Here is a 23,825-nt window from a genome sequence, read left to right on the forward strand (position 1 = left end):
GACAAATTTTGAACCCGCTGCGGCTTGCGCAGCGGGTTTTTTAACATGTCCTGGTTGTTTCAGCCATGTCGAAAATGCATGCGCCCTTTCTTGAAAAGGCATATTGCAAGCGCTTCGGACAGATGCTTAAATTGATTTAAACGCGATTTTCGCCAGAACGAATGCATGGAATGCGAAGGGGAAAAGTTCACCGATGATGAACCGGGTAACCAACAACGACCTTGCCCCCGCCCTTCGGTCATCCGACCGTGAACAGCTTGCAACCGAGCTTCTGGAGCGCCTGAAATACCGCATCGGCAAGGACCCCAAGGTCGCCAAGCCGCACGACTGGCTGACGGCGGCGATCCTGGTCGCGCGCGACCGCGTCACCGACAAGTGGATGGACTCGACGCGCCGCACCTATGACACCGGCGCAAAGCGCGTCTACTACCTGTCGTTGGAATTCCTCATCGGCCGCCTGATGCGCGACGCCATGACGAATATCGGCATCCTCGATGAAATGCGCCATGCGCTCGCCTCGCTCGGCGTCGATCTCGACGTCATCGCGGAGCTGGAGCCGGATGCGGCGCTCGGCAACGGGGGCCTCGGGCGCCTTGCCGCCTGCTTCATGGAGAGCATGGCGACGGTGGATGTGCCGGCCTATGGCTACGGCATCCGCTACGTGCATGGCCTCTTCCGCCAGCAGATGGCGGACGGCTGGCAGGTCGAACTGCCGGAGACCTGGCTCGCGCACGGCAATCCCTGGGAATTCGAGCGCCGCGAAAGCTCCTACGAGATCGGCTTCGGCGGCGCCGTCGAGACGATCAACATCGGCGAGGACAAGCAGCGCTTCGTCTGGAAGCCGGCGGAGCGCGTCATCGCGACCGCCTACGATACGCCGGCCGTCGGCTGGCGGGCAAAGCGCGTCAACACGCTGCGCCTGTGGGCCGCCAATCCGATCGACCCCATCCTGCTCGAAGCCTTCAATGCCGGCGATCACATCGGCGCGCTGAAGGAAAGCAACAAGGCGGAAAGCCTCACGCGCGTCCTCTATCCGGCAGACGCCACGCCCGCCGGCCAGGAACTGCGCCTGCGCCAGGAATTCTTCTTCTGTTCGGCCTCGCTGCAGGACATCCTGCGCCGCCATCTCCAGCAATATCCTGATTTCACGTCGCTGCCGGATGCCGTCGCCATCCAGCTCAACGACACGCACCCGGCCGTCTCCGTCGCCGAGCTGGTGCGCCTGCTTACCGACGTGCACGGCCTCGACTTCGATGTCGCCTGGGACATCGCGCGCCGCACCTTCTCCTACACCAACCACACGCTGCTTCCCGAGGCACTGGAAAGCTGGCCGGTTCCGCTGTTCGAGCGGCTTTTGCCGCGGCACATGCAGATCGTCTATGCGATCAACGCGAACATCCTGGTGGAAGCCCGCAAGGACAGGGGCTTCGAGGACCAGCGCATCCGCAACATCTCGCTGATCGAAGAATCGGGCGAGCGCCGGGTGCGCATGGGCAACCTCGCCTTCATCGGCTCGCATTCGATCAACGGCGTCTCGGCGCTCCACACCGAGCTGATGAAGGAAACGGTCTTCGCGGACCTGCACAAGCTCTACCCTGACCGCATCAACAACAAGACGAACGGCATCACGCCGCGGCGCTGGCTGATGCAGTGCAATCCGGGCCTGTTCGAGCTGATCCGCGAATCGATCGGCGACGCCTTCATGGACGATGCCGAGCAGTTGAAGGCGCTCGACGCCTTCGCCGACAACAAGGATTTCCAGGAGCGCTTCGCCGCGATCAAGCGGGAGAACAAGAACCGCCTCGCCAATCTGATCGGCAGCCGCATGGGCGTGCGCATCGACCCGACGGCGATGTTCGACATCCAGATCAAGCGCATCCACGAATACAAGCGCCAGCTGCTCAACATCATCGAGGCCGTCGCGCTCTACGACCAGATCCGCTCGCATCCCGAGCTGGACTGGGTTCCGCGCGTAAAACTCTTCGCCGGCAAGGCGGCGCCGAGCTATCACAACGCCAAGCTGATCATCAAGCTCGCCAACGACGTCGCCAAGGTCATCAACAACGACCCGGCCGTGCGCGGCCTGCTGAAGGTCGTCTTCGTGCCGAACTACAACGTCTCGCTCGCCGAGATCATGGTGCCGGCCGCCGACCTCTCCGAGCAGATTTCGACCGCCGGCATGGAAGCGTCGGGAACCGGTAACATGAAGTTCGCGTTGAACGGTGCGCTGACGATCGGCACGCTCGACGGCGCCAATGTCGAAATGCGCGACTGCGTCGGCGAGGAGAACATCGTGATTTTCGGCATGACCGCGGAAGAGGTCGCGAAGGTTCGCTCGGAAGGCCACAATCCCCGCGCCATCATCGAACAGTCGCGCGAACTCTCGCAGGCCCTCGCCGCGATCTCCTCCGGCGTCTTCTCTCCCGACGACCGCAACCGCTTCGCCGGCCTCGTCGACGGCATCTACAATCACGACTGGTTCATGGTGGCGGCCGATTTCGACGCCTATGCCAAGGCCCAGCGCGACGTGGACGCGATCTGGACCGACAAGGCCTCGTGGAATTCCAAGACCATCCGGAACACCGCCCGCATGGGATGGTTCTCCTCCGACCGCACGATCCGCCAATACGCCAAGGAAATCTGGAGGGCCTGATGACCGCACCGCCGAACAAAGGCACGACGGAACAACCGTCAGGGCTCCTGGCGAAGGCGGACATCGACGCGATCCTGGAAAGCCGGCACTGGGACCCGTTCGCCGTGCTCGGCGTCCACGCGGCCGGCGACGGATATGTCGCCCGCTGCTTCCTGCCCGGCGCGGCCGAGGTGACGGCCGAGACGCTGGCTGGCAAGGAAATCGGCACGCTGACGCAGCTCCACCCGGCCGGCATCTTCGCCGGCGAGGTGGCGGTGAAGAAGCTGCAGCCGATCCGCTACCGCGCCCGCAACGAGGGCGGCGAGTGGATCGTCTACGATCCCTACAGCTTCGGTCCGGTGCTGGGGCCGATGGACGACTACTACATCCGTGAAGGCTCGCATCTCCGCCTCTTCGACAAGATGGGCGCCCATCCGATGACGCTCGACGGCATCGACGGCTTCCACTTCGCCGTCTGGGCGCCGAATGCCAAACGCGTCTCCGTCGTGGGCAATTTCAACGAATGGGACGGCCGCCGGCACACGATGCGCCTGCGGCGCGATACCGGCATCTGGGAGATCTTCCTGCCCGGCATCACCGCGGGCCATGCCTATAAATTCGAGATCGTCGGCATCAATGGCGAGGTCCTGCCGCTGAAGGCGGACCCCTTCGCCCGCCGCTCGGAACTGCGCCCAAACAATGCCTCGATGACGACGGGGCCGATCGACCAGCAATGGGAAGACGAGGCGCATCTTGCCCATTGGGCATCCGCCGACGCGCGCCGCCAGCCGATCTCCATCTACGAGGTGCATGCCGGCTCCTGGCAGAAGCACGATGATGGCAGCTTCCTGAGCTGGGACGAGCTTGCCGACCGGCTGATCCCCTACTGCACCGACATGGGCTTCACCCATATCGAGTTCCTGCCGATCACTGAATACCCCTTCGATCCGTCCTGGGGCTACCAGACGACCGGCCTCTATTCGCCCACCGCCCGCTTCGGCGAGCCCGAAGGTTTTGCCCGTTTCGTCAACGGCTGCCACAAGGTCGGCATCGGCGTCATCCTCGACTGGGTGCCGGCGCATTTCCCGACCGACGCGCACGGCCTCGGCAAGTTCGACGGCACTGCGCTCTACGAGCACGAGGACCCGCGCCAGGGCTTCCACCCGGACTGGAACACGGCGATCTACAATTTCGGCCGCGCCGAGGTTCTGTCCTACCTCATCAACAACGCGCTCTACTGGGCCGAGAAGTTCCATCTCGACGGCCTGCGCGTCGATGCGGTGGCCTCGATGCTCTACCTCGACTATTCGCGCAAGCACGGCGAATGGGTGCCGAACGAATACGGCGGCAACGAGAACCTCGCGGCGGTGCGCTTCCTGCAATCCATGAACCGCCATGTCTATGCCGGCCATCCCGGCATCCTGACGATCGCCGAGGAATCCACCTCCTGGCCGAAAGTCTCCGCCCCCGTGCATGACGGCGGCCTCGGCTTCGGCTTCAAGTGGAACATGGGCTTCATGCACGACACGCTGCAATACCTGTCGCGCGAGCCTGTTCACCGCAAGTTCCACCACAACGACATGACCTTCGGCCTGCTCTATGCGTTTACGGAGAATTTCGTGCTGCCGCTGAGCCACGACGAGGTGGTGCACGGCAAGGGCTCGCTGATCGCCAAGATGACCGGCGACGACTGGCAGAAGTTCGCCAATCTGCGCGCCTATTACGGCTTCATGTGGGGCTATCCCGGCAAGAAGCTGCTGTTCATGGGCCAGGAATTCGCCCAGTGGCAGGAGTGGAGCGAGGAACGTTCACTCGACTGGAACCTCCTGGAATACCCCCTGCACGAGGGCATGCGCCGGCTGGTGCGCGACCTCAACGGCACCTATCGCCGCAAGGCCACGCTGCATGCGCGCGATTGCGAGGGCGACGGCTTCGAATGGCTGATCGCCGACGACCGGGAGAACTCGGTCTTCGCCTGGCTGCGCAAGGCGCCCGACGAAAAGCCGATCGCCGTCGTCACCAACTTCACCCCCGTCTACCGCGAGAACTACGGGGTGCCGCTGCCGGTGGAGGGCCGGTGGCGCGAGATCCTCAACACCGATGCCGAGATCTACGGCGGCAGCGGCAAGGGGAACGGCGGCGCCGTCGAGGCGAGGAAACATGCAAACGGAAGAATAGCAGCCACGATCACCCTGCCGCCGCTGGCGACGCTGATGCTCGAGCTGGACGCATAATAGACAAGTCGGGAGGACACCATGGAGCAGAAGCGCAATCAACCCCTCGCCCGCGATGCGATGGCCTATGTTCTGGCGGGCGGGCGCGGCAGCCGCCTCAAGGAACTGACGGACCGGCGCGCCAAGCCCGCCGTCCATTTCGGCGGCAAGGCCCGCATCATCGACTTCGCCCTCTCCAATGCGCTGAACTCCGGTATCCGCCGCATCGGGGTGGCCACCCAGTACAAGGCGCATTCGCTGATCCGCCACATGCAGCGCGGCTGGAACTTCTTCCGCCCCGAGCGTAACGAGAGCTTCGACATCCTTCCCGCATCCCAGCGCGTGTCCGAAACGCAGTGGTACGAAGGCACCGCCGATGCGGTCTACCAGAACATCGACATCATCGAGGACTACGGCGTCGAATACATGGTCATCCTTGCCGGCGACCATATCTACAAGATGGACTACGAGTTGATGCTCCAGCAGCACGTCGATTCCGGCGCGCAGGTCACCATCGGCTGCCTGGAAGTGCCGCGCATGGAAGCGACCGGCTTCGGCGTCATGCACGTGGACGAGAAGGACGAGATCATCGCCTTCGTGGAAAAGCCGGCCGACCCGCCGGGCATCCCCGGCAATCCGGACATGGCGCTCGCCTCCATGGGCATCTACGTGTTCCACACGAAGTTCCTGATGGACCTTCTGCGCCGCGACGCCGCCGACCCGACATCGAGCCGCGATTTCGGCAAGGACATCATCCCCTATATCGTCGAGCACGGCAAAGCCGTCGCCCACCGCTTCACCGCCTCCTGCGTGCGCTCCGATTTCGAGCGCGAGGCCTACTGGCGCGACGTCGGCACCATCGACGCCTACTGGCAGGCCAATATCGACCTGACGGACATCACGCCCGAACTCGACATCTACGACAGCTCCTGGCCGATCTGGACCTTCGCCGAGATCAAGCCGCCGGCCAAGTTCGTGCATGACGACGAGAACCGCCGCGGCTCGGCGACCTCCTCGCTCATTTCGGGAGACTGCATCATTTCCGGCGCCTCGCTGAACCGCAGCCTGCTGTTCACCGGCGTTCGCGCCAATTCCTATTCCCGCCTCGAAGGCGCCGTCATCCTGCCGAATGTTATGATCGGCCGCCACGCCAATCTAAAGAACGTCGTCATCGACAGCCGCGTCATCATTCCCGAAGGCCTCGTCGTCGGCGAGGATCCGGAGCTCGACGCCAAGCGGTTCCGCCGCTCGGAGAACGGCATCTGCCTCATCACCCAACCGATGATCGACAAGCTGGAGTTCTAGTCGGAAATGAACATCCTTTCGGTGGCATCCGAAGTATTCCCGCTCATCAAGACGGGAGGCCTCGCCGACGTCGCCGGCGCATTGCCGATCGCGCTCGCCGGGCATGGCATGCACATGCGCACCCTTGTGCCCGGCTATCCGGCGGTCATGCAGCGGCTGGCCGAGGTCGAGGTGGTCGCCACCTTCGAGGACCTGCTCGGCGAACCGGCCCGCATTCTCGCCGCAATGCACGAGGGTCTCGACATCCTCGTGCTCGACGCCCCCGGCTTCTTCGACCGCACCGGCGGCCCCTATACGGACGCCACCGGCAAGGACTTCGTCGACAACTGGCGGCGCTTTGCCGCCCTCTCGCTGGCGGGCGCCGAAATCGCCCGCGGCCTGCTGCCCGGCTGGCGGCCGGACATCGTGCACGCCCATGACTGGCAGGCGGCGATGACGGCGGTCTACATGCGCTACACCGGCCTGCAGCACATCCCCACCATCGTCACCGTGCACAACCTCGCCTTCCAGGGCCAGTTCGGCGCGGAGATCTTCGCCGAATTGCGCCTGCCGCCCGAAGCCTACAGCGTCGACGGGCTCGAATATTACGGCGATGTCGGCTTCCTCAAGGGTGGGCTGCGCACCGCCTGGTCGATCACCACGGTCAGCCCCACCTATGCGCACGAAATCATGACGCCCGAATACGGCATGGGCCTCGAAGGACTCATCAACGCCCGCGCCAGCGATCTCGCCGGCATCGTCAACGGCATCGACACCGCCGTCTGGAACCCCGAGACCGACGCGCATATCGCCCGCCCATATGCTGCCGGCTCGCTCAAGCAGCGCGCGGTCAACCGGCGGGCGGTCGCCGAGCGGTTCAGCCTCGAGCACGACAGCGGCCCGATCTTCTGCATCGTCAGCCGCCTCACCTGGCAGAAGGGCATCGACATCGTCGCCGAGGTCGCCGACTGGATCGTCGCGGAAGGCGGCAAGCTCGCCGTGCTCGGCTCCGGCGACCAGGGGCTGGAGGGCGCGCTGCTGGCCGCCGCCTCGCGCCATCGCGGCCGCATCGGTATCGTCATCGGCTACAACGAACCACTGTCGCATCTCATGCAGGCCGGCGCCGACGCCATCCTCATCCCGTCGCGCTTCGAGCCCTGCGGCCTCACCCAGCTCTATGGCCTGCGCTACGGCTGCGTGCCCATCGTGGCGCGCACCGGCGGCCTTGCCGACACCGTCATCGACGCCAACGAAGCCGCCCTCTCCGCCCGCGTCGCCACCGGCTTCCAGTTCACGCCGATCAATGCCGAGGGCCTGCGCCAAGCGCTGCGCCGCGTCTTCAAGGCCTGGCGCGAACCGAAAATATGGGCGCGCATCCAGAACCAGGGCATGAAATCGGACGTTTCCTGGGAAAACAGCGCCGCGCGCTACGCCGACCTCTATTCCAGCCTAATCTCGCGAGTATAGAAGATGACCATCAAGACCGTATCGACCACGCCCTACACCGACCAGAAGCCGGGAACCTCGGGCCTGCGCAAGAAGGTCCCTGTCTTCCAGCAGAAGAACTATGCGGAGAACTTCATCCAGTCGATCTTCGATAGCCTGGAAGGCTTCGAGGGCCAGACGCTGGTGATCGGCGGCGATGGCCGCTACTACAACCGCGAAGTCATCCAGCTCGCCGTCAAGATGGCCGCCGCCAACGGCTTCGGCCGCGTGCTGGTCGGCCGGGGCGGCATTCTCTCGACGCCCGCCGCCTCCAACGTCATCCGCAAATACAAGGCCTTCGGCGGCATTGTGCTCTCCGCCAGCCACAATCCCGGCGGCCCGACCGAGGACTTCGGCATCAAGTACAATATCGGCAATGGCGGCCCGGCCCCGGAGAAGATCACCGACGCCATCTTCGCGCGCACCAAATCCATCGACAGCTACAGGATCGCCGAGGTGGAGGACGTTAACCTCGACCACGAGGGCACGCAGGAGATCGAGGGCATGACGGTCACCGTCATCGACCCCGTCGCCGACTATGCCGAACTGATGGAACAGCTCTTCGACTTTGACGCCATCCGCCGCCTGCTTGCCGGCGGCTTCCGCGTCGTCTTCGATGCGATGAGCGCCGTCACCGGCCCCTATGCCAAGGAAATCCTCGAAAACCGTCTCGGCGCCACCAAGGGGTCCGTGCTGAACTTCATGCCGCTGCCGGACTTCGGCGGCCACCACCCGGACCCGAATCTCGTGCATGCCCGCGCCCTCTACGAGACGATGATGGCCGAGGACGCGCCGGATTTCGGCGCCGCCTCGGACGGCGACGGCGACCGCAACCTGATCATCGGCAAGGGCATCTTCGTCACCCCCTCCGACAGCCTCGCGCTGCTCGCCGCCAATGCCCATCTCGCCCCCGGCTATGCCAAGGGTCTTGCCGGCATCGCCCGCTCCATGCCGACCTCGGGCGCCGCCGACCGGGTCGCCGAGAAGCTCGGCATCGGCATCTACGAGACGCCGACCGGCTGGAAGTTCTTCGGCAACCTGCTCGACGCGGGCCTTGCCACGATCTGCGGCGAAGAGAGCGCCGGCACCGGCTCCAACCATGTGCGCGAAAAGGACGGCCTCTGGGCGGTCCTGCTCTGGCTCAACATCCTCGCCGTGCGCAAGGAAAGCGTGCTCGACATCGTGGAGCAGCACTGGGCGACCTACGGGCGCAACTACTATTCACGCCACGACTACGAGGAGGTCGACACCGAGGCCGCCAACGGCCTGATGGCGAACCTGCGAGACCAGCTCGCAACGCTCCCCGGCAAGTCCTTCGGCGCGCTGACGGTCGAGACGGCCGACGACTTTGCCTATAACGATCCGGTCGACCAGTCCGTCAGCAAGAACCAGGGCATCCGCATCCTGTTCGAAGGCGGCTCGCGCGTCGTCTTCCGCCTCTCCGGCACCGGCACCTCGGGCGCGACGCTGCGCGTCTATATCGAGCGCTTCGAGCCCGACGCCACCCGCCATGACATCGACACGCAGGAGGCGCTGGCCGACCTCATCGCGGTCGCCGACGAGATCGCCGGCATCAAGTCCCGCACGGGCCGCGATGCGCCGACCGTGATCACCTGAGATGAGCATCACCGCCCCATCCTTCGCGCCGGGCGCCACGCTCTCCGGGGACGGGGTGGAATTCGCGGTCTATTCGCACGATGCTTCCCGCGTCGAGCTCTGCCTGTTCGACGACGAGGGCGACAGGGAACTCGCCCGCCTCACCATGGGGCGGGACGAGAACGGCTTCCACCGCGTCTTCGTCGAGGGCGCGGCGGCCGGCACGCGCTACGGTTTTCGCGCGGACGGCGTCTATTCGCCCGACCACGGCCTCTGGTTCGATCCGGCAAAGCTGCTGGTCGATCCCTATGCCCGGGAACTCGACCGCCGCTTCGTGCATGACGGACGGCTCACCGTCTTCGGCGCGGAAACGGCGGATATCGTGCCGAAGGCCATCGTCACCCGCGATCGGCCGGTGACGGTGAAGCCGCCTCTCTTCCGGCCCGGCGGCTTCATCTACGAGATCGCCGTGCGCGGCTTCACCATGCTGCATCCGGACGTGCCGGAAGCGATGCGCGGCACGGTCGGCGCGCTCGCCCATCCCGCCGTGCTCGCCCATCTGAAGCGCCTCGGCGTCGATGCCGTCGAGCTGATGCCGATCACCGCCTGGATCGACGAGCGTCACCTGCCGCCGCTCGGCCTTTCCAACAGCTGGGGCTACAACCCCATCGCCCTGATGGCGCTCGATCCGCGCCTCGTGCCCGGCGGCATGAAGGAGCTTGCGGACACGGTGGCGGCCCTGCGTGCGGAAGGCATCGGCACCATCCTCGACCTCGTCTTCAACCATTCCGGCGAGAGCGACCGCCACGGCGCGACGCTCTCCATGCGCGGCCTCGACAATCTCACCTATTATCGCCATGTGCCCGACAGGCCAGGTGAGCTGATCAACGATACCGGCTGCGGCAACACCATTGCCGGCGAGCATCCGGTCGTGCGCCAGCTCGTGCTCGACAGCCTGCGCCATTTCGTGCGCCATGCCGGTGTCGATGGCTTCCGCTTCGACCTCGCCACCATTCTCGGCCGCGAGGCGAACGGTTTCTCCGCCCATGCCGCGCTGCTCTCCGATATCTGCGAGGATTCCTTGCTCCGGGATCGCGTGCTGATCGCCGAACCCTGGGATATCGGCCCCGGCGGCTACCAGCTCGGCAATTTCCCCGCCCCCTTCCTCGAATGGAACGACCGCTACCGCGACGACGCCCGCATGTTCTGGCGCGGCGACAGCCACAGGCTCGGCGGCTTCGTCACCGCCTTTGCCGGCTCCTCAGACATCTTCTCGCGCAACGGCGGCGAGCGCACCCGCACGGTCAATTTCCTCGCCGCCCATGACGGCTTCACGCTGATGGACCTCGTCTCGCACACGATGAAGCACAATGCGGCGAACGGCGAGGACAACCGCGACGGCCACAACGAGAACCATTCCTGGAACAACGGCGCGGAAGGCGCGACCACCGACGGCGCCGTGCTCTCGGCCCGCCGGGCGGACGTGAAGGCGCTGCTCTCCAGCCTGTTCCTGTCACGCGGCACCGTGATGCTGACGGCCGGCGACGAGGGCGGGCGCAGCCAGGGCGGCAACAACAACGCCTATTGCCAGGACAATGCCATCACCTGGCTGCACTGGGACCGGCTGGACGAAGGCCTGATCGAGCACACCGCCATGCTGTCGGCCATCCGCAAGCGCTTTCCGGCGCTCGGCGAGACGATCTTCCTCAGCGGCACCGGCGATGTCGAATGGCTGACGCTCGCCGGCAGCCCGATGACCGTCGCGGACTGGGAGGCTCCCTTTGCCGGCACCTTGCTCGTCCTCCTGAAGACGCCGGATCTCGAGCAGCGGCGCATCGTCCGCCTCGCGATCGCCATCAACCGCACGCATGGCGAACAGGCCCTTGCCTTGCCCCTGCCGGATGGACGAGACTGGGTGAGCCTGCTCACCGTCAACCATCCGGCGACCGGCATGCTTCACGCGCGCACCGTCGAAATTTTTGTCGAAAAATACTGAATTTCCATTGCCCGGACAAACCGTCTCTCTAAAGCACTTCCAGCAAAAGCGGATACCGGTTTTCGCTCGCAAATGCGGAAGACAAAGAGATAGATCCCGATACGAACGGCGAGAAGGCCAGATGCCAGCCACCATCCATTTGAAAGACATTCCCCCCCTCGTCGGAACGGAGATCGGCCTTTCGCGCTGGTTCACCGTCGACCAGACGATGATCGACCGTTTTGCCGATGCGACGGAGGACCATCAGTTCATCCACACCGATCCGGTGCGGGCCGCCGCCGAAACGCCGTTCGGCGGCACCATCGCCCACGGCTTCCTCACCCTCTCGCTGCTCTCGGCGATGAACTACGATTGCCTGCCGCACATCATCGAGCAGACGATGGGCATCAATTACGGTTTTGAGAAAATCCGGTTCATGACGCCGGTGAAGAGCGGCGCTCAGGTGCGTGGCCGCTTCAAGCTCGCCGAAGCCCGTTTCCGCGGCGCCGGCATGGTGACGATCCGCTATGACGTGACGGTCGAGATCGAGGACGAGCGCAAGCCGGCGCTGACGGCCGACTGGATCACCATCATCCAGTTCGATCCGAAGGACCGGCCGGAGAACGTGTGAAGATCCGCTCCGCCCGGCACGAGGATCTGCCGGCGCTCGGCGCCTGCGACTTCTCCTTCCTGGTTACCCGCGAGGCTATGCCGCCTTTCGAGGGCGACTGGCTGGCCCATGCCCGGCCGGTCGAGCCCTACCCCAAGAACTACGGCTTCGACCCCGCGGAACTGGAAACCTATGTGGCGATGGACGACAAGGCGCTTTTCGTCGTCATCGGCGACGAGGCGCCCGTCGGCTATATCGCGCTCTCGGCCGGCTGGAACAATTTCGCCTTCGTCGACGATCTCGCCGTCGATGCGCAATGGCGCGGCACCGGCGCCGCGCAGCGCCTGATGCAGCGCGCCGTCGACTGGACGAGGGAAAAGGGCCTGCCCGGCCTCCGGCTCGAGACCCAGAGCAACAATATCGCGGCCTGCCGCTTCTACCTGCGCCAGGATTTTACGCTCGGCGGCCATGACAGGCACCTGTACGAAGGGCTGTCCCCCGGCACGCGGGAGACAGCCCTGTTTTTCTACCGTTTTCTCTGATCGGCTCAGAGCCCGGCGTCTTCCGCGCCCTCGGCGAGCATGCCGAAGGCATAGGGCGAGAACGAGCGCCAGCACTCGACGCGGTAGTCCTCCTTGCCGGTGCGCAGCAACACGATCTCGATCTTGCCGAGCACCGTGCGCGCCGCAGCCCCCACCGGGAAGGCCGTCTTGCCGAGATCGAGCGGGCAGGCGGCGGCAATCGCCTCTGCCGCGTTCGGGCCGGAAACGAGGACGGCGGTATTGCGGTGGGAGACGTCCGTCGCCGAATGCAGCACGCCCGCATTCGCAGCGGCGGCCATCAGGTCCGCGCCGTTCTCGTCGATCAGCAGCCACTCGTCCGGGCCGAGCCAGAGCGCATGGCGGCCATTCGCGGAAGCCGAGGTCTTCGGACGCGTCGGCAGCGTCAGGCCGAAGGCCGACGACAGGGCGTCGAGCGCATCCGTGCCGGCGCGCAGCGACAGGCGGGTTGCGGGAGCGGCGGGCGTGACGCGCGCGCCGGCGGAGCCGCCGTGACGGCCGGCAAGCGGCGCCTTGCGAAGAGCTTGATCAGCCATTGAGGCGTCCTCCTTCCTTATCGATGAAGACCATGTCGCTGACCTCAACCGCGATGGTGCGGTCGGGCATCGGAACGTAGAGCGTCTGGCCCATGCGTGCCTGTCCGCCGGCAACGAGCGCCATGGCGATCGACCGGCCGCAATTTTCCGACCAGTAGGACGAGGTCACATGGCCGAGCATTTTCATCGGCTTCGGCTCGTTCGGATCGGCGACGATCTGCGCGCCCTCCTCCAGAACCACATTCGGGTCCTTGGTCAGGAGGCCGACAAGCTGCTTGCGGCCCTCCTTGACGAGGTCCGGGCGCTTGAGGCCGCGGATGCCGACGAAGTCCGCCTTCTTCTTGGAGACGGCCCAGCTGAGGCTGGCGTCGTGCGGCGTGACCGTGCCGTCCGTATCCTGGCCGACGATGATGTAGCCCTTCTCGGCGCGCAGGACGTGCATGGTCTCCGTGCCGTAGGCGCAGGCGCCGAGCGGCTCGGCCCGCGCCCAGATGGCTTCCCAGACGGCCTGGCCGTAATCGGCGGGAACGTTGACTTCGTAGCCCGCTTCACCGGTGAAGGACATGCGGAAGAGCCGGGTCGGCACGCCGCAGATTTTTCCTTCGCGCACGCTCATATGCGGGAAGGCCTCGTTGGAGATGTCGATGCCCTCGACCAGCGGCTCGAGGATTTCGCGCGCCTTCGGACCCTGCACGGCGATCACAGCCCATTGCTCGGTGGTCGAGGTCAGCCAGACCTTGAGATGCGGGAACTCCGTCTGGAGATAGTCTTCCATGTGGTGCATGACGCGCGGCGCGCCGCCCGTCGTGGTGGTGACATGGAAGCGGTCTTCCGCAAGGCGCCCGACGACGCCGTCGTCATAGACGAAGCCGTCCTCGCGCAGCATGATGCCGTAGCGGCAACGGCCGGGCTTCAACGTGTCCCACGCGTTGGTGTACATGAGGTTCATGAACTCGCCGGCATCCGGGCCGACGACCTCGATCTTGCCGAGCGTCGAGGCATCGAACAGGCCGGCGGCGTTGCGCACCGTGCGGCACTCGCGGTTGACCGCGTCATGCATGGTCTCGCCCGAGCGCGGATAGTACCAGGCGCGCTTCCAGTTGCCGACATCCTCGAAGACGGCGCCGTGCGCCTCCTCCCAGGCATGGATCGGCGTCTTGCGCGCCGGGTCGAACAGATCGCCACGCGAATGGCTGATCAGCGCGCCGAAGGTGACGGGCGTATAGGGCGCGCGGAACGTGGTGAGGCCGATCTTCGGGATCTCGCGGTTCAGCACTTCCGAGGCGATGGCAAGGCCGTGGATGTTGGAGAGCTTGCCCTGGTCCGTCGCCATGCCGTTGGTGGTGAAGCGCTTGATGTGCTCGATCGAGTGCATGCCCTCGCGCACCGCAAGGCGGATATCCTTGGCGCAGACGTCGTTCTGGAAGTCGACGAAAGCCTTGACGGTCGTGTCGACACCAGCGCCTTCGCCGGCCCCGGCCATGCCGCCGGTCCATTCGAAGGCGTTCTCGCCGCGAAGCTCGACCTTGCCGCCGCCCTCGTTGCCGGTGGCGCGGGCCATCAGCTCGCCGGCCGCCAGCGCCTCCTCGATCGTCGCCTGCAGACCGTCCGTGCCGTTGCACGAGCCGACGGAAAGGCAATCCTGCGCATAGGTGCCCGGCAGGAAACGGCCGGAGGCGGCGTCATAGGCCACCTTGCCGCGCGACTGCGAGAAGAGGTGGACGGAGGGCGTCCAGCCGGCGGACATCAAGAGCGCATCGACCGGGATCGAGCGCGCCGAGCCGCCGCCGTTGCGGGCGACCGACATGGAGGAGACGCGCAGCTTGCCCTTGGTGTCGACCACCGAATGGCCCGCCAGCACCTCGATGCCGAGCTTGCGGGCCTCGGCAAGGACGGCCTCGCCGGGCTTTTCGCGTACATCGACGATGGCGGCGATGGCGACGCCCGCGCGCTTCAGGTCGAAGGCCGCTTCATAGGCCGAGTCGCTCGCCGTGTAGACGCCGACCTTGCGGCCGACGGCGACGCCGAAATGGTTGAGATAGGTACGCGCCGCCGACGCCAGCATGATGCCCGGCCGATCGTTGTTGGCGAACACCATGTGCCGCTCGATGGAGCCGGTGGCGAGCACGACGCGCTTGGCGCGCACCTGCCACAGCCGCTCGCGCGGCAGCTTCCTGTCGGGGCGCGCGAGATGGTCCGTCACGCGCTCCACGAGGCCGACGAAATTGTGGTTGTAGTAGCCGAACGCCGTGGTGCGGGTGAGAACGGTGACGTTCTCCATCGCCTTCAGCTTCGCGGCGGTCGCCTGCGCCCAGTCGTAGCCGTTTTTCCCGTCGATGGTGACGGACGTGTCGTAATGCAGCGCACCGCCGACTTCCGGCTGCTCGTCGACGAGGATGACGCGTGCACCCGCCTCGGCGGCGGCGAGCGCCGCGGACAGGCCGGCGACGCCGGCACCGGCCACCAGCACGTCGCAATAGGCGTAGCGGTTGGCGTAGTGGTCAGGATCCTCCTCCGTCGGCGCGACGCCGAGGCCGGCGGCTTTACGGATGAAGGGCTCGTAGAGCTTTTCCCAAGCCGCCTTCGGCCACATGAAGGTCTTGTAGTAGAAGCCGGCGGCGAAGAACGGCGACAGGAGGTTGTTGACGCCGCCGACATCGAAGGCGAGCGAGGGCCAGCGGTTCTGCGATTCCACCTTCATGCCGTCGAAGACTTCCTGCACCGGCGCGCGCACATTCGGCTGGCGGCGTGCGGCGTCGCGCGACACGTCGATCAGCGCGTTCGGCTCTTCCGGCCCGGCCGAAAGGATACCGCGCGGGCGATGGTACTTGAACGACCGGCCGACGAGGTGCACGCCGTTGGCGAGCAGCGCCGAGGCGACGGTATCGCCCTCAAGCGCGTCGAAGGTCTTTCCGTCGAAGGTGAAACGCGCCGTCCTGGCGGGCGTCAGGCGGCCCTGGCCGGCAATGCGATTGGCACCGCTCATTTCGCGATTCCTTCTACGGCTTCATAGGTTTCGACGGTCTTTTCGGTGGCGGGGGCGACGCCCGGCAGATCGGGTTTCGGCTCGCCGGCCTTGTAGCTCATGTAGAACCGGTCGCTCACCGTGTCGCGCGCCGCGTTGAAGAAGCGCCCGCAGCCGTGGATATGGCGCCAGCGTTCGAAGATCAGGCCCTTCGGGTTGTCACGCAGGAAGAAATAGTCCTGGAACTCCTCGTCGGTGATGTCGGCGATGTTGGTCGGCCGGGCGATGTGCGCGTCGCCGCCATGGCGGAATTCGAGCTCGGAGCGCTCTTCCTCGCAGTAGGGGCAGTAGATCAGCAGCATTTTATCCTACCTGTTTAAAGCTCTGGACCCGTCACAAGCGTGCCCGGTTCCTGGTCGCAAAGTCTCTGGCCCATGGTGACGAAGGGCACGAGCCGATGAAGCAGCTGCGCGGTATCGTCGTAGGGAGCCAGCACGTCTGGCACGCCAATATTGATGATGCTCATCGCAAAGAGGTTGCGTCGATGTGGAAGGCGCGGGTCAGGTCCTTTTCGTCCGGGACAAAATAGACCGCGGGTTCCCCGAGCACTTTCGCACATCCCAGCATCCCGCTCTCGGCGATGAAAGGCCAATTCTTCTCGCTCGCCGCCTTGCGGATTGTCTGAAAGCGAAAGTCATCCGGTTCGGGGAAGACATCGCCGACCGGCAGGGCGCCGGCCGTCATCAGCAATCCGGCGACGAGCGCGCCATTCATCAGTGTGCCACCGCCGCCGCTGCCGCCTCGTCGATGAGGCGGCCAGTGCGGAAGCGGTCGAGCGTCAGGCCGGCCGCCAGCTTGTGCGGCTCGCCCTTCGCGATGAGATGGGCGAAGAGATGGGCCGAACCCGGCGTCGCCTTGAAGCCGCCGGTGCCCCAGCCGCAGTTGACGAAGAGGTTCTTGACCGGCGTCACGCCCTGGATCGCCGAACGGTCCGGCGTGTTGTCGGTGATGCCGCCCCACTGGCGCATCATCTTGACGCGGCGGAACATCGGGAAGAGCTCGCAGATGGCGTCGAGCGTATGCGTGATGATCTGCAGGCCGCCCGTCTGGGAGTACGAATTGTACTGGTCCGTACCCGCGCCGATGACGAGTTCGCCCTTGTCCGACTGCGAGATATAGGCATGCACCGAGTTGGACATGACGACGCAGGGGAAGATCGGCTTCATCGGCTCGGAGACCAGCGCCTGGAGCGGCACGGAATGCAGCGGCAGCTTGACGTCGGCCATCGAGAGGATGACCGAGTTGTGGCCCGAAGCCGACACGGCGATCTTCTTTGCCCCGATGAAGCCCTTCGACGTCTCGACACCCGTCACCGCGCCGTCAGGCCCGCGGCGGATGCCCTTGACCTCGCAGTTCTGGATGACATGCACGCCGCGATCGGAAGCCGCGCGGGCGTAGCCCCAGGCGACGGCATCGTGGCGGGCGGTGCCGCCGCGGCGCTGCAGGGCCGCGCCGTTGATCGGATAGCGGGCCGTCGCAGAGATGTCGAGGACCGGCACGAAATCCTTCGCCTGCTGCGGTGTCAGCCACTCGTTGTCGATACCGTAGAGACGGTTGGCGTGGACGTGCCGCTGGAAAGACTGCTTGTCGTGCACATTGTGCGACAGCATCATCACGCCGCGCGGCGAGTACATGACATTGTAGTTGAGGTCCTGGCTGAGGTTCTCCCAGAGCTTCAGCGAGTGCTCGTATATGTCCATGCTCTCGTCATAGAGATAGTTCGAGCGGATGATGGTCGTGTTGCGGCCGGTATTGCCGCCGCCGAGCCAGCCCTTCTCGATCACGGCGACATTGGTGATGCCGTGCTCCTTGGCGAGGTAGTAGGCCGCGCCGAGGCCGTGGCCGCCGCCGCCGACGATGATCACGTCGTATTCCTTGCGCGGCTCGGGCGAGGTCCACTGTGCCTCCCATCCCTTGTGGCCGCGCATCGCCTCGCGGGCGACGGCAAAAGCCGAATATTTGCGCATCCCGTATCCTCGATGTCTCGCCGGCCCCGCCGGCTGTTTCCTGCCCCGATAGAAAGCAAATCCTGACGCCGCGCGCCGTATTCTTTGCGACGCATTCAGGCGCACCTTGTACCACATGCGACATGACCCCCAATGGGGCTTTCTCGACGGTTTTGCACCCCTTCCACGCAAATATCCCCGACATCAGGCGCAGGAGACTGGACTTCTTCCAAGTGTTCTGGTATCCGACGCCCAATCGTCAGCCTTCCGGGCTGCGCGAACGTCACTTATTTGCCTGACGACCTCAAGGAATCGCCGGGTAACAACGAACAAAGGAACGGGATTCTCGTGCAGGTACTTGTCCGCGACAACAACGTTGATCAGGCTCTCCGCGCTCTCAAGAAGAAGATGCAGCGCGAAGGCATTTTCCGTGAAATGAAGATGCGCGACTATTACGAAAAGCCGTCGCAGAAGCGTGCGCGTGAAAAGGCCGAAGCCGTTCGTCGCGTTCGCAAGCTGGCCCGCAAGCGCGCCCAGCGCGAAGGCCTCGTCGGCGGCCGTCCTGGCGCCCGTTAATCGGCCGTCATTTCGACGTTTTCGGATGCAAGACCGGGCGGGGGCGATGAATTCGCCGCCGCCTTTTTTGACATGACCGGAAGATTTTCACGCTTGTGAAAGACTTCCCATGCAATTCCGGGTCGATCGCTACGCACCTTGCCGGAATTGTGGTGAGCCGTAGCGTATTCTTCGCGCATGAGGCGCGCACGAAGCTCCGTTTTGAGGATTCGCACTTGGACATGGCTGCATCTACCGGGTACCCGACCGATCGTCTTTCTCCCTCGTCCGCCCGCATGCGCCGCCCCTTGATGGCCGCGGCTGCCGCGACCGCGATGGCCCTCATGCTTGCCGGCTGCCAGTCGACCACCTCGACGGACGTCCTGAAGGTCGAGCGCGCGCAGGGCTCGCAGGAGAACATCTCGTCGCTCTCCGCCGTGATCGCCGCCAATCCGCAGGATCCGGAAGGCTACAACGTCCGTGGTTCGGCCTATGGCCGCGCCGGCGAGCATCGCCGCGCGCTGGAGGACTTCAACCGCGCCATCGAGCTCAACCCGCGCTTCTACCAGGCCTATGCCAACCGCGCGCTCGTGCAGCGCAGCCTCGGCGATCAGGCGCAGGCGGCGGCCGACTACAACACGGCGCTGCAGCTCAGCCCCAACTATGACGTCGCCTATATCGGCCGCGGCAATCTCTATCGCCAGGCCGGCCGCCTCGACGACGCGTTCCGCGACTTCAACCGCGCCATCGAGCTCGATACGACCGATCCGCGCGCCTATCACAACCGCGGCCTGATCTACCAGGCGCGCCGCCAGCACGACAAGGCGATCGACGACTTCTCGAAGGCCATCTCGCTCTCGCCGAACTCGGCCGAGCCCTATAACGGCCGCGGCATCTCCTATGCCGCGCAGGGCGACGACGACAACGCGTTCCAGGACTTCAACACGGCGATCAACCTCGACGGCAAGCTGGCCGAATCCTGGGCGAACCAGGCGCTGATCTACGAGCGCCGCGGCGACAATGCCCGCGCGGCAAGGTCCTATTCGCAGGCCCTGCGCCTCGACCCGAACTACGCGCCGGCAAAGTCGGGCCTCGCCCGCACCCGCGGCGCCGGCAACGCCGCCAAGCCGGCCTGACCACCGGCCTGATCGGCATCCCGGCCTGAGCCGCAGGCGCTATTGCGCCTGCGCATGTACCTTGAACGGGTCCTGCGTCAGGCCGGGGCACGCTATGGTCACCCGCCGGGATTCCCGCCGGTCGAGATAGGTCACCGTCCGGCACAGCGTCAGGCCGCCCTGCTCCAGCCACACGCTCACCAGCCCCTGCCCGCCCTCGTTCTCCAGCAACGCATCGACATAAATCGGCCCCGTCGTGGCGGTCTCGACGATCCGCACCCTGTCGGGATTACGCTTGTACACATAATGCAGGACAAGTGTAGCAAGCGGCAGTACCGCGACGAGGAGGATAAAAAGCTCCATTTTCAGTTCTGCTGTTTTCATTGAAGGCAACGATAAGGAACGTTTTTGTTGAATGTTCCTCGACGTTGGCGCAGACTTGATTTCTACTCGTAGTCCTAGCCACTCCTCCCAAGCTTCCAAGAAAAATAGCTAAAAAATATCCCCGCTCAAAAACGTTCGTTTATGTTGAAGAAAGCAACGATGAACGGAAGGCGGCACATGGCGAGGAAAATCGGTTATCTGAGAGTCAGCACTGTCGACCAGAATCCCGATCGTCAGGTCGACGGGCTCAGGGATCTGTGCGATGAGCTACACGTCGAGACGCTTTCGGCGGTCAGCCGCCGCCGTCCGGTCTACGAGGCGGTCACCGCCGCCCTGCGGGCGGGCGACATCTTCGTCATATGGGATCTGGACCGGGCCTACCGCTCGGCGAAGGATGCGCTCGGCGAGCTGGACGCGCTCCAGCAGCGCGGCATCCACTTCCACATCGCCAAGCTCAGCATCGATACCACGACGCCGACCGGCCGCTTCCTCTACACGGTCATGGGCGGCCTCGCGGAATTCGAGCGGCTCACCCTTTCCCAGCGCACCCGCGAGGGCCTGCTAGCCGCCCGCCGGCGCGGCTCGCGCCTCGGCCGCCCGCCCAAGCTCGACGACCACCAGCTCCGCCTCGCCCGCGAACGCCTCAGCCGCGGCGAAACCATCACCGCCCTCGCCCGCACCTTCGGCGTCGCCCCCTGGACGATGACGCGCGCCCTGCGGCGGGGGGAGTCTTGTCGGTGACGTGAAGGCCCTCTCCGCCTGCCGGCATCTCCCCCACAAGGGGGGAGAACGCAAGATGCTTGCTCTTCATTTCCCAATCTTACGCCGAGGGTGCTACACGTTAAGTCCCTCCCCCTTGTGGGGAGGGGTTGGGGAGGGGTCTTGCTCAGTGGTTCATCGCCTTGACGATGTCGTCGGTCATCTTCTTGGCGTCGCCGAGCAGCATCATCGTGCCGTCCTTGTAGAACAGCGTGTTGTCGATGCCGGCATAGCCGGAGCCGAGCGAGCGCTTGACGAAGAGGCAGGTCTTGGCCTTGTCGACGTCGAGGATCGGCATGCCGTAGATCGGCGAGGACTTGTCGTCGCGCGCCGCCGGGTTCGTCACGTCGTTGGCGCCGATGACATAGGCGACGTCCGCCTGGGCGAATTCCGAGTTGATGTCCTCGAGCTCGAACACTTCGTCATAGGGCACGTTCGCTTCGGCGAGCAGCACGTTCATATGGCCCGGCATGCGGCCGGCGACCGGGTGGATCGCGTATTTCACTTCGACGCCGTTCTTCTTCAGCGCATCGGCGAGCTCGCGCACCGCATGCTGCGCCTGCGCCACCGCCATGCCGTAGCCCGGCACGATGATGACCTTGGAGGCATTCGACATCAGGAAGGCCGCGTCGTCGGCCGAGCCCTGCTTGACCGTGCGCTGCACGCCATCGTCGCCCGCCGCAGCGCCGCTGTCGCCGCCGAAGCCGCCGAGGATGACCGAGACGAACGAGCGGTTCATGCCCTTGCACATGATGTAGGACAGGATCGCGCCCGAGGAGCCGACCAGCGCGCCGGTGATGATCAGCGCGAGGTTGCCCAGCGTGAAGCCGATGCCGGCCGCCGCCCAACCCGAATAGGAGTTGAGCATCGACACGACGACGGGCATGTCGGCCCCGCCGATCGGCACGATGAGCAGCACGCCGAGCGCCAGCGCCAGGATGACGATCAGCCAGAAGTCGAAATGGCTTTCCGACAGCGTCAGGCCGACGATGAAGAAGACGATCGCGGCGAGCAGCACGATGTTGATGACATGCCGGTAGGGCAGCATGATCGGCTTGCCGGACATGCGCCCGTCGAGCTTGAGGAAGGCGATGATCGAGCCAGTGAAGGTGATCGCGCCGATGGCCGCGCCGAGCGCCATTTCGACCAGCGCCTGGCCGTGGATCTCGCCGACCTGACCGATGCCGAAGGAAACAGGCGAATAGAGCGCTGCCGCCGCCACCAGCACGGCGGCAAGGCCGACCAGCGAGTGGAAGCCGGCGACGAGCTGCGGCATCGAGGTCATCGGGATCGAGCGGGCGATATAGGCCCCCGCGCCGCCGCCGATGGCAAGGCCGAGCACGATGAGCACGAGACCGCCGAAGGAGGGCGTCGCGAGCAGCAGCGTCGTGCCGATGGCGATGCCCATGCCGATCATGCCGAGCATGTTGCCGCGGCGGCTGGTCGTCGGATGCGACAGGCCGCGCAGCGCCATGATGAAGAGGACCCCGGAGACGAGGTAGAGGAAGGCTGCGAAGTTTGCGTTCATCGGGCCGGCCTCACTTCTCTTTTTTCTTGTACATCGCCAGCATGCGCTGGGTGACGAGGAAGCCGCCGAAGATGTTGACGGAGGCGAGGATGAGCGCGACGAAACCGAAGCCGGTCGCGACACCCGAGAGCGAGATGCCGACGGCGAGCAGCGCGCCGACGACGATGACCGAGGAGATCGCGTTGGTGACGGCCATCAGCGGCGTGTGCAGCGCCGGCGTCACCGACCAGACGACATAGTAGCCGACGAAGATCGACAGCACGAAGATCGCAAGGCGGAAGACGAAGGGGTCGATCGCCCCGCCGGAAACGCCGTGCGCCGCGGCAGCCGCGGCGTCCGGCACATATTCGGAAGCGGCGCGAACGGCCTCCACGGCGCGTTCGAGATCGGTGATCGCCTTGTCCAGAAGTTCGTTCGCCATCACTTGCCCTCCCCTTGCTGAACGGCACCGCCGAAGTTCGGATGCACCACGGTACCGCCGTTGGTCAGCATCGTCGCCTTGACGAGTTCGTCCTCGACATTGACCGAAACCGATTTCGTTTCCTTGTCGACCATGGTCTCGAGGAAGGTGATGAGGTTCTTGGCGTAAAGCGCGGAGGCGGACGCCGCGATGCGGCCCGGCACGTTGAGATAGCCGATGACCTTCACGCCCTCGACCTCGGCGACCTTGCCGGGTTCCGAGCCCTCGATATTGCCGCCGCGCTCCACCGCGAGATCAACGACGACCGAGCCGGTGCGCATGGCGGCCAGCATCTGGCGCGTCACGAGACGCGGCGCGGGACGGCCGGGGATCAGCGCGGTGGTGATGACGATGTCCTGCTTGGCGATATGATCGGCGACCAGCGCCGCCTGCTTCGCCTGATATTCTTTGGACATTTCCTTCGCGTAGCCGCCGGCGGTTTCGGCGGCCTTGAACTCGTCGTCCTCGACGGCGATGAACTTGGCGCCGAGCGAGGCGACCTGCTCCTTGGCGGCCGGGCGTACGTCCGTCGCGGAGACGGCGGCGCCGAGGCGGCGGGCCGTGGCAATGGCCTGGAGGCCAGCGACGCCGGCGCCCATCACGAAGACCTTGGCGGCCGGAACGGTGCCGGCGGCGGTCATCATCATCGGCATGGCGCGGTCGAATTCATGGGCGGCGTCGATGACCGCCTGGTAACCGGCAAGGTTCGCCTGCGAGGACAGGATGTCCATCGACTGGGCGCGCGTGATGCGCGGCATCAGTTCCATGGCGAAGGTGGTGAGGCCGGCCTGCGCCATCTCGGCGATGGCGGCTTCGTTGCCGTAGGGATCCATCGTGGCGATGACGATGGCGCCGGACTTGTAGCCGGCGATCTCGGCCGAGGTCGGCCGGCGCACCTTCAGGATGACATCGCCCGACTTCGCCTCTTCCGGCCCGACGATGCGGGCGCCGGCGGCCTCGTAGTCGGCATCGAGGATGCGCGATCTGAGACCGGCGCCGGCTTCCACCAGCACGTCGAGCCCCAGGCTCTTCATTTTCTTGATCGTTTCGACGGACCCTGCGACGCGGCCTTCTGCCGGATCGCTCTCCCGTGCCACAAAAATACACTGACTCAAACCGTGGTCCTCCCCCCGAGACTGGCCGTGTTGAAGCGCGACGCCGG

The 23,825-nt window shown here is 65.2% G+C and carries 21 protein-coding genes; 11 read left to right on the forward strand and 10 right to left on the reverse strand.

All coding sequences use genetic code 11. From position 1 onward, the window contains the following. The first annotated feature begins 193 nt into the window (after window positions 1–193). From Q9316_RS15115 to Q9316_RS15150, 8 genes are all read left to right on the forward strand, one after another. Complete coding sequence (locus Q9316_RS15115; protein ID WP_306032401.1) at window positions 194–2,653, forward strand: glycogen/starch/alpha-glucan phosphorylase; 2,460 nt, start codon at window positions 194–196, stop codon at window positions 2,651–2,653. Next, window positions 2,653–4,866, forward strand: coding sequence for a 1,4-alpha-glucan branching protein GlgB (gene glgB / locus Q9316_RS15120; protein ID WP_306032402.1), 2,214 nt, complete (start codon window positions 2,653–2,655; stop codon window positions 4,864–4,866). Before Q9316_RS15115 ends, glgB begins: the two co-directional genes overlap by 1 nt. Before the next feature lie 21 nt (window positions 4,867–4,887). Next, window positions 4,888–6,150 carry a glucose-1-phosphate adenylyltransferase gene (gene glgC / locus Q9316_RS15125; protein WP_306032403.1) on the forward strand — a complete coding sequence of 421 codons (1,263 nt, stop codon included), beginning with the start codon at window positions 4,888–4,890 and terminating at the stop codon, window positions 6,148–6,150. 6 nt (window positions 6,151–6,156) lie between these two features. Next, entirely contained in the window at window positions 6,157–7,596 is a 1,440-nt protein-coding gene (glgA, locus tag Q9316_RS15130; protein ID WP_306032404.1) for a glycogen synthase GlgA, read from the forward strand. 3 nt (window positions 7,597–7,599) lie between these two features. After that, complete coding sequence (locus tag Q9316_RS15135; protein WP_306032405.1) at window positions 7,600–9,231, forward strand: alpha-D-glucose phosphate-specific phosphoglucomutase; 1,632 nt, start codon at window positions 7,600–7,602, stop codon at window positions 9,229–9,231. A gap of 1 nt (window position 9,232) precedes the next feature. Next, the gene (gene glgX, locus Q9316_RS15140) at window positions 9,233–11,206 is read left to right on the forward strand and encodes a glycogen debranching protein GlgX (RefSeq protein WP_306032407.1); all 1,974 of its coding nucleotides are present in this window, start codon (window positions 9,233–9,235) and stop codon (window positions 11,204–11,206) included. A gap of 121 nt (window positions 11,207–11,327) precedes the next feature. Then, window positions 11,328–11,816: a MaoC family dehydratase gene (locus Q9316_RS15145; protein ID WP_306032408.1), complete on the forward strand. Its 489-nt coding sequence runs from the start codon at window positions 11,328–11,330 to the stop codon at window positions 11,814–11,816. Continuing rightward, window positions 11,813–12,337 (forward strand): GNAT family N-acetyltransferase, encoded by a 525-nt coding sequence (locus Q9316_RS15150; protein WP_306032409.1) that lies wholly within the window; start codon window positions 11,813–11,815, stop codon window positions 12,335–12,337. Before Q9316_RS15145 ends, Q9316_RS15150 begins: the two co-directional genes overlap by 4 nt. Before the next feature lie 5 nt (window positions 12,338–12,342). Here the strand turns inward: Q9316_RS15150 and Q9316_RS15155 are convergent, their stop codons facing one another. The 6 genes from Q9316_RS15155 to Q9316_RS15175 are packed head-to-tail and all read right to left on the reverse strand — an operon-like array spanning window position 12,343 to window position 17,883. Continuing rightward, window positions 12,343–12,891 carry a sarcosine oxidase subunit gamma gene (locus Q9316_RS15155; protein ID WP_306032410.1) on the reverse strand — a complete coding sequence of 183 codons (549 nt, stop codon included), beginning with the start codon at window positions 12,889–12,891 and terminating at the stop codon, window positions 12,343–12,345. Further along, complete coding sequence (locus Q9316_RS15160; RefSeq protein WP_306032411.1) at window positions 12,884–15,877, reverse strand: sarcosine oxidase subunit alpha; 2,994 nt, start codon at window positions 15,875–15,877, stop codon at window positions 12,884–12,886. The genes Q9316_RS15155 and Q9316_RS15160 overlap by 8 nt, the downstream gene beginning before the upstream one ends. Next, entirely contained in the window at window positions 15,874–16,218 is a 345-nt protein-coding gene (locus tag Q9316_RS15165) for a sarcosine oxidase subunit delta (protein ID WP_306032412.1), read from the reverse strand. The genes Q9316_RS15160 and Q9316_RS15165 overlap by 4 nt, the downstream gene beginning before the upstream one ends. Window positions 16,219–16,232: 14 nt before the next feature. Continuing rightward, the gene (locus tag Q9316_RS25695; RefSeq protein ID WP_371877920.1) at window positions 16,233–16,382 is read right to left on the reverse strand and encodes a hypothetical protein; all 150 of its coding nucleotides are present in this window, start codon (window positions 16,380–16,382) and stop codon (window positions 16,233–16,235) included. Continuing rightward, a complete protein-coding gene (locus tag Q9316_RS25700) occupies window positions 16,379–16,630 on the reverse strand; it encodes a hypothetical protein (protein ID WP_371877921.1) in 252 nt (83 codons plus the stop codon). The genes Q9316_RS25695 and Q9316_RS25700 overlap by 4 nt, the downstream gene beginning before the upstream one ends. Next, on the reverse strand, window positions 16,630–17,883 hold the full coding sequence (locus Q9316_RS15175) for a sarcosine oxidase subunit beta family protein (RefSeq protein ID WP_306032413.1): 1,254 nt from the start codon (window positions 17,881–17,883) through the stop codon (window positions 16,630–16,632). Before Q9316_RS15175 ends, Q9316_RS25700 begins: the two co-directional genes overlap by 1 nt. 327 nt (window positions 17,884–18,210) lie before the next feature. Here Q9316_RS15175 and rpsU point away from each other — a divergent pair, with 327 nt between their 5' ends. Together rpsU and Q9316_RS15185 are read left to right on the forward strand one after the other, a co-directional pair. Beyond that, on the forward strand, window positions 18,211–18,438 hold the full coding sequence (gene rpsU / locus Q9316_RS15180) for a 30S ribosomal protein S21 (protein ID WP_306035323.1): 228 nt from the start codon (window positions 18,211–18,213) through the stop codon (window positions 18,436–18,438). Between the two features lie 275 nt (window positions 18,439–18,713). Beyond that, window positions 18,714–19,553, forward strand: a complete 840-nt coding sequence (locus tag Q9316_RS15185; RefSeq protein WP_306035324.1) for a tetratricopeptide repeat protein — start codon at window positions 18,714–18,716, stop codon at window positions 19,551–19,553. 39 nt (window positions 19,554–19,592) lie between these two features. Here the strand turns inward: Q9316_RS15185 and Q9316_RS15190 are convergent, their stop codons facing one another. Further along, complete coding sequence (locus Q9316_RS15190; protein ID WP_306032414.1) at window positions 19,593–19,895, reverse strand: hypothetical protein; 303 nt, start codon at window positions 19,893–19,895, stop codon at window positions 19,593–19,595. A gap of 198 nt (window positions 19,896–20,093) precedes the next feature. On the opposite strand from Q9316_RS15190, the gene Q9316_RS15195 reads away from it, so the two are divergent. Then, window positions 20,094–20,657 carry a recombinase family protein gene (locus Q9316_RS15195; RefSeq protein ID WP_306032415.1) on the forward strand — a complete coding sequence of 188 codons (564 nt, stop codon included), beginning with the start codon at window positions 20,094–20,096 and terminating at the stop codon, window positions 20,655–20,657. Window positions 20,658–20,802: 145 nt separating this feature from the next. On the opposite strand, the gene Q9316_RS15200 is transcribed toward Q9316_RS15195, so the two are convergent. Genes Q9316_RS15200 through Q9316_RS15210 form a run of 3 tightly spaced genes read right to left on the reverse strand, consistent with a single transcriptional unit; the run spans window position 20,803 to window position 23,778 of the window. Further along, on the reverse strand, window positions 20,803–22,203 hold the full coding sequence (locus Q9316_RS15200; RefSeq protein WP_306032416.1) for an NAD(P)(+) transhydrogenase (Re/Si-specific) subunit beta: 1,401 nt from the start codon (window positions 22,201–22,203) through the stop codon (window positions 20,803–20,805). 10 nt (window positions 22,204–22,213) lie between these two features. Beyond that, the gene (locus tag Q9316_RS15205; RefSeq protein ID WP_023515780.1) at window positions 22,214–22,624 is read right to left on the reverse strand and encodes an NAD(P) transhydrogenase subunit alpha; all 411 of its coding nucleotides are present in this window, start codon (window positions 22,622–22,624) and stop codon (window positions 22,214–22,216) included. Continuing rightward, window positions 22,624–23,778 carry a Re/Si-specific NAD(P)(+) transhydrogenase subunit alpha gene (locus Q9316_RS15210; RefSeq protein ID WP_306032417.1) on the reverse strand — a complete coding sequence of 385 codons (1,155 nt, stop codon included), beginning with the start codon at window positions 23,776–23,778 and terminating at the stop codon, window positions 22,624–22,626. The genes Q9316_RS15205 and Q9316_RS15210 overlap by 1 nt, the downstream gene beginning before the upstream one ends. Window positions 23,779–23,825: the final 47 nt, after the last annotated feature.

This window comes from Shinella zoogloeoides, assembly GCF_030733845.1.
Classification (GTDB): Bacteria; Pseudomonadota; Alphaproteobacteria; order Rhizobiales; family Rhizobiaceae; genus Shinella; species Shinella zoogloeoides_C.